14 protein-coding genes are annotated in these 13495 nt (G+C 71.9%); 7 read left to right on the top strand and 7 right to left on the bottom strand.

Translation table 11 applies throughout. The annotated features are described in order from the left end of the window. Nucleotides 1–13 precede the first annotated feature (13 nt). Both ACZ592_RS10575 and ACZ592_RS10570 read left to right on the top strand, forming a co-directional pair. Nucleotides 14–841 carry a hypothetical protein gene (locus ACZ592_RS10575; protein ID WP_471581413.1) on the top strand — a complete coding sequence of 276 codons (828 nt, stop codon included), beginning with the start codon at nt 14–16 and terminating at the stop codon, nt 839–841. A 30-nt stretch (nt 842–871) separates the two neighbouring features. Next, nucleotides 872–1219: a rhodanese-like domain-containing protein gene (locus ACZ592_RS10570; RefSeq protein WP_471581134.1), complete on the top strand. Its 348-nt coding sequence runs from the start codon at nt 872–874 to the stop codon at nt 1217–1219. Between the two features lie 61 nt (nt 1220–1280). Here ACZ592_RS10570 and ACZ592_RS10565 read toward each other — a convergent pair whose 3' ends face one another. The 6 genes from ACZ592_RS10565 to paaA all read right to left on the bottom strand — a co-directional run bounded on the left by ACZ592_RS10565 (nt 1281) and on the right by paaA (nt 6242). Continuing rightward, nucleotides 1281–2414 (bottom strand): acyl-CoA dehydrogenase family protein, encoded by a 1134-nt coding sequence (locus ACZ592_RS10565; protein ID WP_471581133.1) that lies wholly within the window; start codon nt 2412–2414, stop codon nt 1281–1283. Between the two features lie 187 nt (nt 2415–2601). Then, nucleotides 2602–3681 carry a 2Fe-2S iron-sulfur cluster-binding protein gene (locus ACZ592_RS10560; protein WP_471581132.1) on the bottom strand — a complete coding sequence of 360 codons (1080 nt, stop codon included), beginning with the start codon at nt 3679–3681 and terminating at the stop codon, nt 2602–2604. After that, nucleotides 3681–4181 (bottom strand): 1,2-phenylacetyl-CoA epoxidase subunit PaaD, encoded by a 501-nt coding sequence (gene paaD, locus ACZ592_RS10555; RefSeq protein ID WP_471581131.1) that lies wholly within the window; start codon nt 4179–4181, stop codon nt 3681–3683. The genes ACZ592_RS10560 and paaD overlap by 1 nt, the downstream gene beginning before the upstream one ends. After that, complete coding sequence (gene paaC / locus ACZ592_RS10550; RefSeq protein ID WP_471581412.1) at nt 4175–4873, bottom strand: 1,2-phenylacetyl-CoA epoxidase subunit PaaC; 699 nt, start codon at nt 4871–4873, stop codon at nt 4175–4177. Before paaC ends, paaD begins: the two co-directional genes overlap by 7 nt. 56 nt (nt 4874–4929) lie before the next feature. Then, nucleotides 4930–5220, bottom strand: a complete 291-nt coding sequence (gene paaB, locus ACZ592_RS10545) for a 1,2-phenylacetyl-CoA epoxidase subunit PaaB (RefSeq protein ID WP_471581130.1) — start codon at nt 5218–5220, stop codon at nt 4930–4932. Next, the gene (paaA, locus tag ACZ592_RS10540) at nt 5217–6242 is read right to left on the bottom strand and encodes a 1,2-phenylacetyl-CoA epoxidase subunit PaaA (protein ID WP_471581129.1); all 1026 of its coding nucleotides are present in this window, start codon (nt 6240–6242) and stop codon (nt 5217–5219) included. The genes paaB and paaA overlap by 4 nt, the downstream gene beginning before the upstream one ends. Before the next feature lie 426 nt (nt 6243–6668). Here paaA and ACZ592_RS10535 point away from each other — a divergent pair, with 426 nt between their 5' ends. From ACZ592_RS10535 to ACZ592_RS10525, 3 genes are read left to right on the top strand one after another with little or no spacing between them, the layout of a single operon-like run. Further along, on the top strand, nt 6669–7442 hold the full coding sequence (locus tag ACZ592_RS10535) for a DUF5819 family protein (RefSeq protein WP_471581128.1): 774 nt from the start codon (nt 6669–6671) through the stop codon (nt 7440–7442). Then, complete coding sequence (locus ACZ592_RS10530; RefSeq protein WP_471581127.1) at nt 7439–8710, top strand: HTTM domain-containing protein; 1272 nt, start codon at nt 7439–7441, stop codon at nt 8708–8710. Before ACZ592_RS10535 ends, ACZ592_RS10530 begins: the two co-directional genes overlap by 4 nt. Beyond that, on the top strand, nt 8707–9486 hold the full coding sequence (locus ACZ592_RS10525; RefSeq protein ID WP_471581126.1) for a TrmH family RNA methyltransferase: 780 nt from the start codon (nt 8707–8709) through the stop codon (nt 9484–9486). The genes ACZ592_RS10530 and ACZ592_RS10525 overlap by 4 nt, the downstream gene beginning before the upstream one ends. A 13-nt stretch (nt 9487–9499) precedes the next feature. On the opposite strand, the gene paaN is transcribed toward ACZ592_RS10525, so the two are convergent. After that, complete coding sequence (gene paaN, locus ACZ592_RS10520) at nt 9500–11191, bottom strand: phenylacetic acid degradation protein PaaN (protein ID WP_471581125.1); 1692 nt, start codon at nt 11189–11191, stop codon at nt 9500–9502. Nucleotides 11192–11388: 197 nt separating this feature from the next. On the opposite strand from paaN, the gene ACZ592_RS10515 reads away from it, so the two are divergent. Both ACZ592_RS10515 and ACZ592_RS10510 read left to right on the top strand, forming a co-directional pair. Then, nucleotides 11389–12900, top strand: a complete 1512-nt coding sequence (locus tag ACZ592_RS10515) for a 3-hydroxyacyl-CoA dehydrogenase (protein WP_471581124.1) — start codon at nt 11389–11391, stop codon at nt 12898–12900. Beyond that, on the top strand, nt 12897–13490 hold the full coding sequence (locus ACZ592_RS10510; protein ID WP_471581123.1) for a TetR/AcrR family transcriptional regulator: 594 nt from the start codon (nt 12897–12899) through the stop codon (nt 13488–13490). The genes ACZ592_RS10515 and ACZ592_RS10510 overlap by 4 nt, the downstream gene beginning before the upstream one ends. Nucleotides 13491–13495: the final 5 nt, after the last annotated feature.

Genomic DNA, 13495 nt, shown 5'->3' with positions numbered 1-13495 from the left:
GCTGAAGGACCAGCTGAAGGCGCGGCTCAAGGAGCGGTCCGAAGAGCGCTCGCGGGAGCAGGCGCAGGCCCGTCCCGAGGAGCGGCTCGAGAAGGCGGTGCGCGCGGCCGAGCAGGCGTTGATCGAGTATGAGATCGCGCTGGAGACCTTCCGGGTGGAGGTGGAGAACTTCTCCCGCCTGCACCACCAGAAGCTCGGCCCGATGTACGCCCGTCTCGACGAGCTGGACGCGCAGATCGCCGAGGCCACCGCGGCCCGCACCGGCGACCCCGAGGACCTGCGCAAGGCCGACGAGGCGCGGGCCCGTGTGATGCCGATGCCGGGCGTCGAGGAGCTGTTCCACGGCTGGATGGACGGTGAGGGTCTCTACCCCGAGGCCGCGTCGATGCTGACCGAGCAGTCGGTGCGGCCGCCGCAGCGGGTGCGTCCCGGCGAGGGGGCCCGCAAGCTCTACCGCGAGCTGGCCCGCAAGGCCCATCCGGACCTGGCGCAGGAGGAGGGCGAGCGGCAGCGGCGCGAGGAGTTCATCACGCGGGTGAACGCCGCGTACGCGCGCGGTGACGAGGCGATGCTGCGGGAGCTCTCCGAGGAGTGGGCCGCGGGGCCCGTGCCCGAGGAGCTGCGGCTCACCCGCAGCGAGGAGCTGTACGCCAGGCTCGAATGGCTCGCCCAGCGCAAGGAGCTCCTCTCGGTCCTCGCCAAGGAGCTGGAGGAGGGTGCGATCGGCGGGATGCTGCGGCTCGCCCCCGACGACCCGGACGCGCTGCTCGACGAGATCGCCGAGCAGCTGCTCGCGCAGGTCTCCGAGCGTGAGGCGGAGCTGGCGCGACTGCGCGACTGACGGCGCGGACCTTCGGGTAGCGTCAGGGGCATGGTTTTCGGATCTCAGGTGCCCACGGTCGGCGTCGACGACCTCGCGAGCGGTGACTTTCTGCTGGACGTCCGGGAGGACGAGGAATGGCAGGCCGGCCACGCCGCGGGCGCGCTGCACATCCCGATGAGTGAATTCGTCGCCCGGTACGGCGAGTTGACCGAGGCCGCGCCGCAGGACGGCAGGGTCAACGTCATCTGCCGGTCCGGCGGTCGCTCCGCCCAGGTGACCATGTATCTGGGGCAGCAGGGCATCGACGCGGTGAACGTCGCGGGTGGCATGGAGGCATGGCAGGCCGCCGGGCGGCCCGTCGTCGACGCCAAGGACCAGCCGGGCACCGTGATCTGACGGCACCTGCTCGCAGGACCAGCAGGACCCGCAGTGTTTGCAGTGCCTGCCCGGGCGGGGATCAGCCGAGTGCGTGGGCGGCCAGGAGGTCGCCCAGTGCTTCCTCGTGGGCCGCTGCCGGCCCGAGGGAGAGCTCCAGCTGCTTGGCCCAGGCGTGGTAGCGGTGCAGGGGGTAGTCGGTGTCGGCACCGAAGCCGCCGTGCAGGTGCTGGGCCGTCTGCACGACCCTCCGTACGCCCTCCGAGGCCCAGATCTTGGCGACCGCCACGTCTCCGGCCGCGGGCAGGGCGCCCTCCGCTCCGGTGCTGATGCGCCAGGCGGCCTGCCAGAGGGTGGCCTCCATCGAGCGCAGGTCGATGTAGCGGTCGGCGGCCTGGACGGCCACGGCCTGGAACGTGGCGACGGGATGGCCGAACTGCTCGCGCTTGCTGGTGTATTCGCTCGTCATGCGCAGGACCCCCTCGCCGAGGCCCAGGGCGAGCGCGCAGGTGCCGGTGGCGAGCAGATCGCGCAGCCGGTCCCAGACGCCGTCGGCCTCGATGACGTCGGACGCGGCGATGTGGACGCCTTCCAGACGGAGTTCGCCGAGGCGCTCGCCGCTGGTGGAGAACTGCTCGGCGATGGAGAGGCCCTCGTGGGTCCGGGGGACGAGGGCGAGGACGGTGCGTCCTTCGGGGGTGTGCGCGGGAACGGCGACGAGGTCGGCGTTCTGCGCCCAGGGCACGCCCGTCTGGAGCCCGTCCAGGATCCAGCTGTCGCCGTCGCGCTGTGCGGTGACGGCCAGGTCGGCGGGGTCGTGTCCGGTGCGGCCGTTGGCGGCGACGGTCAGGGCCAGGTCGCCGCGGGCCGTCGCGGGCAGGACCCGCTGCCTCAGCTCGTCGCTGCCATAGGCCTGTACGGCCCAGGCGACGGTGCCGCTCTCCAGGAGCGGGACCCTCGCGAGCACCTTCGCGGACTCGCGCAGGACCAGGCACAGGGCGATGGGGTCCAGCCCCACGCCGCCGTGGTCGGCGTCGATGAGGAGGCCCAGCAGGTCGGCGTCGGCCAGCCGGGACCACAGGGCGCGGTCGAAGTCCTCGGCGACGGCGCCGGGGGTCAGGGCGGGGCTCGGCACCCCGTCCGGCGCGACGTCGGCGAAGAGCGCCTTGGCCGTCTCGACCACGGCCTGCTGTTCCTCGGTGAAGGTGAAGTCCACTGCCCGTCCTCCCGCGCACCGGCCGGCCGACGTATCCGTCGCCTTTTCCGCCTGCTTCGTCTGGTCCATCTGGTCTATCTGGTCCATCTGTTCCGTCTGTTCGTATCTGACGGGCCGTCAAGATAGAACAGGTTCTATGGGAAGGGAACAGGCAGGGCGAGTGCGGCGGCGGGTGGGCGGGCGGGGATCAGCGGTCGAAGTCCAGCTCCACGGTGTCGGTGGCCGGACGGGACTGGCACGCCAGTACGTAGCCGGCCTCGGTCTCCTCCGGCTCCAGCGCGAAGTTGCGGTCCATCCGCACCTCGCCCGAGACGCAGAAGGCCCGGCAGGTGCCACAGACCCCGCCCTTGCAGGCGTAGGGCGCGTCGGCGCGATTGCGCAGCACCGTCTCCAGCAGGGTCTCGCCCTCCTGGACGGGCCAGGTGCCCGAGCGGCCGTCCAGCGTCGCCGTCACCGTGCTGTGCGTGGGAACCGGCGCGGATCCGGGGGCCGAGGGGGCGGCGGGAAGGCCGTCGTCCACGTGGAAGATCTCCTCGTGGACGCGGCGTCGGGGCACCTCGAGGGCGCGCAGGGTCCGACCGGCGCCCTGCACGAGACCGAACGGGCCGCACAGGAACCAGCCCTCGATGTCCGCCACCGGCAGCAGCGCGGGCAGCAGCCGGGCGAGCCGCTCCTCGTCGAGCCTGCCGGAGTCGAGACCGGCCTGCTGCTCCTCCCGGGAGAGCACGGTCACCAGCTGGAACCGGTCGGGCCACCGGTCCTTGAGGTCGGCGACCTCCTCCAGGAACATCGTGGAGGCGGCGGAGCGGTCGCTGCGGATGAGGCAGAAGTCCGCCTTGGGCTCGCGCTCCAGGAGCGTCGTCACGATGGACAGCACCGGGGTGATGCCGCTGCCGCCGACGATCGCCGCATAGCGGCCCGGGGCCGGGTCCAGGGTGAAGCGGCCGGCCGGCGTCATCACCTCCAGTTCGTCGCCGACGGCGACTTCCTTGAAGGCGTACGTGGAGAAGGCGCCGTCCTGGACGAGGCGCACACCGACGCGCAGCGCCCGGGGCTCTCCCGCGGTTTCGGGAGGCGATGCCGGGGAGCAGATCGAGTACGTACGCCGGATCTCGGTGCCGTCGACGAAGCGGCGGACGGCGAGGTGCTGGCCCGGTGTGAAGCGGTACTCCGCACGCAACGGAGGCGGTACGTCGAACGTCAGCGTCACGGAGTCGTCGGTGAGCCGGTCGACCGCCGCTACCCGGAGCGGGTGGAAGCGGGCCATCACAACTCCTTGAAGTGGTCGAAGGGTTCACGGCAGGAGGCGCAGCGGCGCAGTGCCTTGCAGGCCGTGGAGGAGAAGCGGCTGAGCAGTTCGGTGTCGGTGGAGTTGCAGTGCGGGCAGCGGATCGACAGGCTCAGGGGCACGGGCCCGTCCGCCGGGTGGGAGCGCGGGGGAGCGATGCCGAACTCGGCCAGCTTGCGGCGGCCCTCGGCGCTGATGTCGTCCGTCGACCAGGCGGGGGAGAGGACCGTGCGCACCTCGACCTCGGCCACGCCGTGATCGTGCAGCACCTGCTCGATGTCGGCGCTCATGGCCTCTATCGCCGGGCAGCCCGTGTACGTGGGGGTCAGTTCGACGTCGACCTTGCCGGGGGCGAGGATCCGCAGCCCCCGCACCACACCGAGCTCGGCCAGCGTCAGCACGGGCAGCTCGGGGTCGGGCACCGAGCCCGCGAGGGCCAGGAGCTCCGCCTCCAGCGCGGTGGGCGCGGTCGTCACCATGACGCCCCCGGGTGGCTGCGGTGCAGGTGTTGCATCTCGGCGAGCATCCGGCCGAACGGCTCGGTGTGCAGGCCCTGGCGCCCGGCCCCGGCCGCCCACGCGCCGCTCTGCGGGCCCGCGGGGACGGTCAGGGTGGCCCGCTCGACGATCGCCGTGACCGACGAGGTCCACTTGTCCCGCAGTGCCTGCCGGTCGACGTCCAGGCCCGCCACCGGCTGGAACATCTCGCCGGTGAACCTCCACAGCGCGTCCAGTCCGCGCTGCATCCGCCCGTGGCTCTCCTCCGTGCCGTCGCCGAGCCGCAGGGTCCACTGCTCGGCGTGGTCCTGGTGGTAGGCGACCTCCTTGACGGCCTTCGCGGCCAAGGGGGCGAACTCGCCCCCGGAGGCGGCCAACTGCCCGTACAGCAAGGTCTGATAGGTGGAGAAGTAGAGCTGGCGGGCGATGGTGTGCGCGAAGTCGCCGTTCTGCTGTTCGACCAGCTGGAGGTTGCGGAAGGAGCGCTCCTCGCGGAGGTACGCCAGCTCGTCCTCGTCGCCGACCGTCGAGAGCAGGATCCGGGCCTGGCCGAGCAGGTCGAGGGCGATGTTCGCCAGGGCGACCTCCTCCTCGAGGACGGGGGCGTGTCCCGCCCACTCCCCCAGGCGGTGGGAGAGCACCAGCGCGTCGTCGCCGAGGGCCAGGGCGGGCAGGGCCGGGGCGTCGACGGCGAGGGGCGCCGGGGCGGGCCGAGCGGCTGGGGTGGTGGTCACAGGTGCTTCACCCCGTCCGGGATCTCGTAGAACGTCGGGTGGCGGTAGGGCTTGTCGCCGGCCGGCTCGAAGAAGGAGTCCTTCTCGTCCGGGGAGGAGGCGGTGATCTCGGCGGACGGCACGACCCAGAGGGAGACGCCTTCGCTCCTGCGCGTGTACAGATCGCGGGCGTTGCGCAGGGCCATCTCGGCGTCCGGCGCGTGCAGGCTGCCGGCGTGGGTGTGGGAGAGCCCGCGGCGGGAGCGGACGAACACCTCCCACAGTGGCCAGTCGGTCGAGCTGCTCATGCTGTCGCCTCTCCGTGCTGTGCGGTCTGCTTGCCGGCAGCCTGCTTCCCGGCGTACGCGGCCGCGGCCTCCCGGACCCAGGCGCCGTCCTCGTGGGCGCGGCGGCGCTGGGTGATGCGCTGGTCGTTGCAGGGGCCGTTGCCCTTGAGGACGTCCCAGAACTCGGTCCAGTCGATGGGGCCGAAGTCGTGGTGCCCCCGGGACTCGTTCCACACCAGGTCCGGGTCGGGGAGCGTCAGGCCGAGGGACTCGGCCTGGGGGACGCAGATGTCCACGAAGCGCTGGCGCAGCTCGTCGTTCGAGTGGCGCTTGATCTTCCACGTCATCGACTGCTCGGAGTGCGAGGACTCGTCGTCGGGCGGGCCGAACATCATCAGCGAGGGCCACCACCAGCGGTTCACCGCGTCCTGCGCCATGTCGTGCTGGGCCTGGGTGCCGCGGCTGAGGGCGAGCAGCGACTCGTACCCCTGGCGCTGGTGGAAGGACTCCTCCTTGCAGACGCGGACCATCGCGCGTGCGTAGGGGCCGTAGGAGCACCGGCACAGGGGGACCTGGTTGGTGATCGCCGCACCGTCCACGAGCCAGCCGATCGCGCCGACGTCGGCCCAGGTCAGCGTGGGGTAGTTGAAGATCGATGAGTACTTCTGGCGGCCGGAGTGGAGCTTGTCGAGCAGCTCGTCGCGGCTGGTGCCGAGGGTCTCGGCCGCGCTGTAGAGATACAGGCCGTGGCCGGCCTCGTCCTGCACCTTGGCCATGAGGATCGCCTTGCGCCGCAGGGAGGGGGCGCGCGTGATCCAGTTGGCCTCGGGCTGCATACCGATGATCTCGGAGTGCGCGTGCTGGGCGATCTGGCGGACCAGGGACGCGCGGTAGGCGTCCGGCATCCAGTCGCGCGGCTCGATGCGCTCGTCGGCGGCCACCGCCGCGTCGAAGGCGGCCAAGTGCTCCTCGGCGCGCTCGGCAGAGGGCGCGGCCTCGTCCGGCTGAGTCCCTGCCGCCCGGTGTGCGGCTGCTGTCGCCATCTCGGTCCCCCTCGACCCTGTGCGAACCGCCCGACCGATCGTTCGGTTCGTTGAATTCAATGGTGCGGCTCGCCGCCATAAGGTGTCAACCCTGTGGATAACTTCACGGACGCTGTGCGCGGCGGGCAGGCCTGAGTACCGTTCCGGCGGCAGGGTCGGTGCGAAGACGGGGAACGGGGCGCAATGGACGGCTACGACAAGGGCTCGGGCGGCGAGGACGCCGGGCCCGGCGAGCCCGGTCCGACGGCCGGACCGGGGCCGGTGGCCGAGCCCGGCCCTGTGACCGAGCCAGGGGCGGAGCCCGAGTCAGGTGCGGAGCCCGAGTCAGGTACGGAGCCCGAGTCAGGTACGGAGCCCGAGTCAGGTGCGGTCGACGGGTCGGGTGTGGTGGGCGGGTCGGGTGTGGATCCCGATCCGGGTCCGGGTGTGGAACCCGGTTCGGACGCGGCGGCGGTCGGGTCTGCCGCGGAGGCCGGTGCCGGCTCGGGAATCGCCGTCGTCCCCCAGTCCGTGCCGCAGCCCACGCCCCGGCCCGACGCCCGCGTAGGCATCGCCGGGCTCAAGCTCGGCCATCAGATCGCCGCCGCCTGCGCGCTCGCGGTCGTCGCCGTGGCCGCCTGCGTCCACATCGGGATGCTCTTCCTCCACGCCGCGCCTTCGAACACCCTGACCAAGAAGCACGGGGACGTCGTCGACGAGTGGATCTACCCCGAGTTCGAGCAGAACTGGAAGCTCTTCGCGCCCAACCCGCTCCAGCAGAACGTCGCCGTGCAGGCCCGCGCCGAGCTCCGTACGGCCGGCGGGAGCATGCGGACCACGGACTGGTACGACCTCTCCGCGCAGGACGGCGCCGCGATCGACGGCAACCTGTTGCCCAGCCATACGCAGCAGAACGAACTCCGGCGGGGCTGGGACTTCTACGTGGGCTCGCACGACGCGCAGAATCGTCCCGTCGGCCTGCGGGGCCAGCTCTCCGAACGCTACGTGCGCCGCATCGCGTACATGCGGCTCGACCGGGAGGCGCCGGGAGGCGAGGGCGACGAGATCGAGCGCGTGCAGCTGCGTTCGAAGACGACCAGCGTGCGGCCGCCGAAGTGGAGCGAGGAGAAGGTCTCCGCCAAGCCGGTGTACCGACTCCTTCCCTGGTGGCCGGTGGGCCCCGACGACCTGCCGCTCTCCGGTGAGAGGACTGGCCGGTGACCCGTTTCGACCGCTCGCTGGGGCAGGGCGTCAACCGCGTCACCGGGTTCGCCCTGGGCCCGTACCAGTCCGCGGTGATCCGCATCGGATTCGCCGCCACCTGGCTCTTCTTCCTGCTGCGCGAACTCCCCCACCGCCAGGAGATGTACGGCCCCGACGGCCCCTGGAGCTGGGACATGGCGCAGCAGCTCATCGCGAGCAACGACGCCTTCACCGCCCTGATGTGGTCGGACGGACAGATCTGGTTCGAGATCGTCTACGCCCTGGCGATGCTCAGCAGCGCTCTGCTGCTGCTCGGCTGGCACACGCGCGCGATGTCCGTGCTCTTCATGATCGGTGTGCTGTCGCTGCAGAACCGCAGCATCTTCATGGGGGACGGCGGCGACAACGTCATCCACCTGATGGCGACCTATCTGGTCTTCACCCGGTGCGGCCAGGTCTGGTCGCTGGACGCGCGGCGTGCGGCACGCGCGCGCGTGGCGGGTGCGGAGCCGGTCGACCGGGTGGGCCCCGCGCTGTGGTGGGTGTGCGGACTCGGCCTGTCCGCCGTGACGTTCATGGGGGAGCTCAGCCGCGGCTGGCTGCTGTTCTTCTGGGGCCTGTTGCTGGCGCACGGCCTGTGGTGGGCCGTGGGGCGGCGCGCGCCCCGCAGCGAACTGCGCAAGCTGCTCGACGTCGTGGCCAACCTCGCCCACAACGCGGGACTCCTCGTGGTCATGGTCGAGGCCTGTCTGATCTACGCGACGGCCGGCTGGTACAAGATCCAGGGCAGCCGCTGGCAGGACGGCACGGCGGTCTACTACCCGCTCAACCTCGACTACTTCTCCCCGTGGCCCGCCCTCTCCGAACTGCTCTCGTCCCACGGCCTCATGGTGCTGCTCGTGACGTACGGGACGGTCATCGTGCAGGTGGCCTTTCCCTTCACGCTCTTCAACCGCCGGGTCAAGAACGTCCTGCTGGCGGCCATGATGGTCGAGCACGCCGTGATCGCGGTCGTCCTGGGACTGCCGTTCTTCTCGCTGGCGATGATCGCGGCCGACGCCGTGTTCCTGCCGACGTCGTTCCTGCGGCGCCTGGGCGGCTGGGCGGCACGCGCGCGTAGGGGGGCGGTATCACGTCGTCCGCCGTCCCGGCTGCCGTGGCGCGGGCTTCCGCTCGCCCGCTTCGGACGCTTCGCCGGGCGCGGCGCGGTGCCGGAGCAGCGCGTGCCGGCGGAGAAGCGGGACGGCGGGGCTCCTGAGCAGGCGCGCGTAGGCTTCACTCCATGAAGAGGACGGACGGGGCGGATCCCGACGGCGCCGTACGCGCCTGGCACGGGCTCGCCGACACCTCCGTGCTGCTCGACGGATTCCACGCGATCAAGCACGCGCTGCGCTTCGCCGCGCGGGTGCCGGTCGCGCTGACCAGTGACCGGGCGGCCGTTCTGGCGCTCGCGGACGATCTCGCGCCGGACGTGCGGGACGCGTTCGACGCGCTCCTGGTGGAGGTCCCGGACGAGCGGCTGCGCGCCCTCGTGCCGCGGCTGCACCCCACGGCGGTGGCCGCCCTCGCGGTACGTCCGTCCCGCGAGGCCAACCTGGAGGCGCTCGCGCGTATCCCCAGGCCGGCACCGGTCGTGGTGCTCGACGACCCCCGCAACCTCGGCAACGCGGGGGCGGTGATCCGGCTCGCCGCCGGCTTCGGGGCGACCGGCGTCGTCACGACCGGCACGCTCGACCCGTGGCATCCCACGGTCGTACGCGGCGGCGCGGGCCTGCACTTCGCGACGGCCGTGGAGCGCGTGGACCCGGCCGGTCTGCCGCCCGGTCCCGTGTTCGCGCTCGACGCGGAGGGCGAGGACATCAGAGCGCTGAAGCTTCCTGACGACGCCGTGCTCGCCTTCGGGTCGGAGCGCAGTGGCCTGTCGGCCGGAGTGAGGGACCGCGCGGACCACTTGGTGTCCCTGCCGATGCGCCCGCAGGTCTCCAGCTACAACCTGGCGACGAGCGTCGGCATGACGCTCTTCCACTGGTCGGCGGGCAGGCCCCCGGGCGCGGAGGCCTGAACCCGCCGGCAGGTCACGCGTCCTTGCGGATCTCCACCACGCGGAAGCGGTTGGCCACGAACGCGCCGTCGCACAGCGCGGCGTTCGCCGCCGGGTTGCCGCCCGAGCCGTGGAAGTCCGAGAACGCCGCGGTCTGGTTCACATAGACGCCGCCCGTGAGGTTCAGGGACAGCTGGGCGCACTCTTCGAGGCAGGTCTCCTCGACGGCTTCGGAGATCTCCTGCGACGTCGTGTACGCCCCGACGGTCATCGCTCCCTTGTCGCGCACCGTGCGCCGCAGCAACTCCACGGCGTCGGCCGCGGAGTCGACGGCGACGGCGAAGGAGACCGGGCCGAAGCACTCGCTGAGGTAGGCCGCCTCCGCGTCCGGCTTGGCGCCGTCCAGCTTGACGATGACCGGGGTGCGGACCACGGCGTCCGGGAACTCGGGGTTGGCGATCTCCCGTGAGGGGAGGGCGACTTCGCCGAGGCCGGTGGCCGCTTCCAGGCGGGCCTTCACGTCGGGGTTGACCAGCGCGCCGAGGATGCCGTTCGCCCGGGCGTCGTCGCCGAGCAGGCCGTTCACCGAGGCGGCGAGGTCGGACACCACGTCGTCGTACGACTTCGGTCCTGCGTCCGTGGCGATGCCGTCGCGCGGGATCAGGAGGTTCTGCGGGGTGGTGCACATCTGGCCGCTGTACAGCGACAGGGAGAAGGCGAGGTTGGCCAGCATTCCCTTGTAGTTGTCCGTCGACTCGACGACGACCGTGTTGACCCCGGCCTTCTCCGTGTAGACCTGCGCCTGGCGGGCGTTGGCCTCCAGCCAGTCGCCGAAGGCGGTCGATCCGGTGTAGTCGATCAGCTTGATCTCGGGGCGCACGGCGAGGGTCTTGGCGATGCCCTCGCCGGGCCGCTCGGCGGCCAGGCACACCAGGTTCGGGTCGAAGCCCGCGTCGGCGAGGACCTCGCGGGCGATCCGCACCGTCAGCGCCAGGGGCAGGACCGCGCGCGGGTGGGCCTTGACCAGGACGGGGTTGCCGGTGGCGAGCGAGGCGAACAGGCCCGGGTAGCCGTTCCACGTCGGGAAGGTGTTGCAGCCGATCAGGAGCGAGATGCCGCGCCCCACGGGGGTGAACCGCTTGTTCATCGCGAGGGGGTCGCGCTTGCCCTGGGGCTTGGACCACTGGGCGGCGTCGGGGGTGCGGGCCTGCTCCGCGTACGCGTACGCGACGGCTTCCAGGCCGCGGTCCTGGGCGTGCGGGCCGCCCGCCTGGAAGGCCATCATGAAGGCCTGGCCACTGGTGTGCATGACCGCGTGCGCGAACTCGTGCGTGCGGGCACTGATCCGCGACAGGATCTCCAGACAGACGCTCGCGCGGACCTCCGCGCCCGCCTCGCGCCAGGCGCGCATCCCGGCACGCATCGCGGGGAGCAGGGTGTCGATGTCCGCGTGCGGGTACGTGATGCCCAGCTCCGGGCCGTACGGCGACACTTCGCCGCCCACCCAGTCGTCCGTGCCGGGCTGGTCGAGGTCGAAGCGGGTGCCCTGGAGGGCGTCGAACGCGGCCTTGCCCTCGGCCAGGCTCAGGCTGCCGTCCTCCCCGTACGCCTTGGGGTGCTCGGGGTGGGGGGACCAGTACGCGCGGGTGCGGATGGTCTCCAGCGCCTGGTCGAGGGTGGGCCGGTGCTTGGCGATCAGCTGGTGCGCGGTGGGTTCGGCGGCCATGACGGGACCAACTCCTCCTCGAGCAGCTCTTCATCGAGCTGGCGAGCTGGGCAGGGACGGTGGGCAGGAACGCTCTGACACGGCTAGAGTAACCGAACGATCGGTCGGGACAAGGGGGTCCGGCAAACCTGTGGACAACTTCTTCACGGCCACCCCCGCACCCCTCGGCCGACGGGCCGTGCGGGAGGATCGCGAGCATGACAGCACTCGAGCTCAGCAGCGCCGTTGCCGTGGTCGGCACCGGAACCATGGGGCAGGGCATCGCCCAGGTCGCCCTGGTCGCGGGCCACCCCGTGCGGCTGTACGACGCCGTGCCCGACCGGGCGAAGGCCGCCGCCGACGCGATCGGCGCCCGCCTGGACCGGCTCGTCGAGAAGGGCAGGCTGACGGCCGACGAGCGCGCCGCGGCCGGCGCCCGGCTCGCCCCCGCCCAGAGCCTCGCGGAGCTCGCCGACTGCGGCCTCGTCGTCGAGGCGGTCCTGGAGCAACTGGACGTAAAGCAGCGGCTGTTCCAGGACCTCGAAGAAGTCGTCGCCGAGGACTGTCTGCTGGCCACCAACACTTCCTCTCTCTCGGTGACCGCCGTCGCGGGCGTCCTGCGCGTGCCGGGCCGCTTCGTCGGCCTGCACTTCTTCAACCCGGCGCCCCTGCTCCCCCTCGTCGAGGTCGTCAGCGGCTTCGCGACGGACGAGGCGGCGGCCACGCGCGCGTACGAGACCGCCAAGGCCTGGGGCAAGACCCCGGTGCGCTGCGCGGACACCCCCGGATTCATCGTCAACCGCATCGCTCGGCCCTTCTACGCCGAGGCGCTGCGCCTGTACGAGGAGCGGGTCGCCGACCCCGCCACGATCGACGCCGTCCTGCGCGAGTGCGGCGGCTTCAAGATGGGCCCCTTCGAGCTCACCGACCTCATCGGCCAGGACGTCAACGAAGCCGTCACGCGCTCGGTGTGGGAGTCCTTCTTCCAGGACCCCAAGTTCACGCCCTCGCTGGCCCAGCGCCGCCTCGTCGAGTCGCGCCGTCTCGGACGCAAGACGGGTCAAGGCTGGTACGCGTACGGGGACGACGCCCCGCGAGCGGAGCCGCACACCGCGCCGGCGGCGAAGGCCCCGGAGTCGGTCGCCGTGCACGGCGACCTCTTCCCGGCGGACGCGCTGCCGGACCTGATCGGCAAGGCGGGCATACGGGTGGGACGCGGCAAGGGCGTCCCGAGCTACCCCGGCTTCATCGAACTGCCCAGCGGTACGCGGCTCGCCCTCGCCGACGGCACGGCGGCCGACACCGCGGCGGAGCCCACGATCCACTTCGACCTCGCGCTGGACTACCGCGCCGCGACCAGGATCGCCCTCGCCCCGTCGAGCAGGGTGAGCGAGCAGGGGCTGCGCGAGGCGGTCGGCCTCTTCCAGGCGCTCGGCAAGAAGGTCAGCGTCATCGGGCACACCCCGGGCATGATCGTGGCCCGTACGGTGTGGCTGCTCGTCGACTTCGCCCTGGACGCCGTGGGGCGCGAGGTGGCGGACGCCGAGGACATCGACACCGCCATGCGGCTCGGCGTCAACTACCCGCTCGGACCGCTGGAATGGGCCCGCCGGCTCACCGCGTACCGGGTGGCGGAGGCGCTCGACGGCCTGCACGACGAGTACCCCACAGGGCGTTACGCGCCCTCCCAGGCCCTGCGGCGCCAAGCCGTGCGAGAGGAGTACTCATGACCACCGCCCGGCGGGACACCTACACCCCGGAGACGCTGCTGAGCGTGGCCGTCCGGGTCTTCAACGAGCGCGGCTACGACGGCACGTCCATGGAGCACCTCTCCAAGGCGGCCGGCATCTCCAAGTCCTCGATCTACCACCATGTGTCGGGCAAGGAGGAGCTGCTGCGCCGTGCGGTGAGCCGCGCCCTCGACGGGCTCTTCGGGATCCTTGCCGAGCACCACGCGCGCGTGGGCAGTGCGGTCCAGCGTCTGGAGTACGTGACGCGCCGCACCGTGGAGGTCCTGGTCGGCGAACTGCCCTATGTGACGCTGCTGCTGCGGGTGCGCGGCAACACGGACACCGAGCGCTGGGCCATGGAGCGGCGCAGGGAGTTCGACCAGCAGGTCGCCGAGCTGCTCAAGGAGGCCGTCGCGGACGGCGACCTGCGCTCGGACGTCGAACTGCGTCTGGCGACCCGGCTGCTCTTCGGCATGATCAACTCCATTGTGGAGTGGTACCGGCCGGAGAGCCGGGGCGCCGCCAACGGCGAGCAGATCGCCGACGCGGTCGTGCAGCTGGCCTTCGGAGGGCTGCGCACCGAGCGTTGAGGCCG

The sequence above is a fragment of the Streptomyces sp. NPDC040622 genome, assembly GCF_055593965.1.
The sequence above is the reverse complement of the archived record's forward strand: the minus strand, read 5'-3'. Positions and strand labels throughout refer to the sequence as shown.

Excerpts from the sequence above, each read along its gene's own strand:
- paaA (WP_471581129.1), bottom strand. The coding sequence starts at position 6,242 with ATGGCGACAGCAGCCGCACACCGGGCGGCAGGGACTCAGCCGGACGAG.
- ACZ592_RS10525 (WP_471581126.1), top strand. The coding sequence starts at position 8,707 with ATGAAGAGGACGGACGGGGCGGATCCCGACGGCGCCGTACGCGCCTGG.
- ACZ592_RS10560 (WP_471581132.1), bottom strand. The coding sequence starts at position 3,681 with ATGGCCCGCTTCCACCCGCTCCGGGTAGCGGCGGTCGACCGGCTCACC.
- ACZ592_RS10570 (WP_471581134.1), top strand. The coding sequence starts at position 872 with ATGGTTTTCGGATCTCAGGTGCCCACGGTCGGCGTCGACGACCTCGCG.
- ACZ592_RS10515 (WP_471581124.1), top strand. The coding sequence starts at position 11,389 with ATGACAGCACTCGAGCTCAGCAGCGCCGTTGCCGTGGTCGGCACCGGA.
- paaN (WP_471581125.1), bottom strand. The coding sequence starts at position 11,191 with ATGGCCGCCGAACCCACCGCGCACCAGCTGATCGCCAAGCACCGGCCC.
- paaD (WP_471581131.1), bottom strand. The coding sequence starts at position 4,181 with ATGGTGACGACCGCGCCCACCGCGCTGGAGGCGGAGCTCCTGGCCCTC.
- ACZ592_RS10510 (WP_471581123.1), top strand. The coding sequence starts at position 12,897 with ATGACCACCGCCCGGCGGGACACCTACACCCCGGAGACGCTGCTGAGC.
- paaB (WP_471581130.1), bottom strand. The coding sequence starts at position 5,220 with ATGAGCAGCTCGACCGACTGGCCACTGTGGGAGGTGTTCGTCCGCTCC.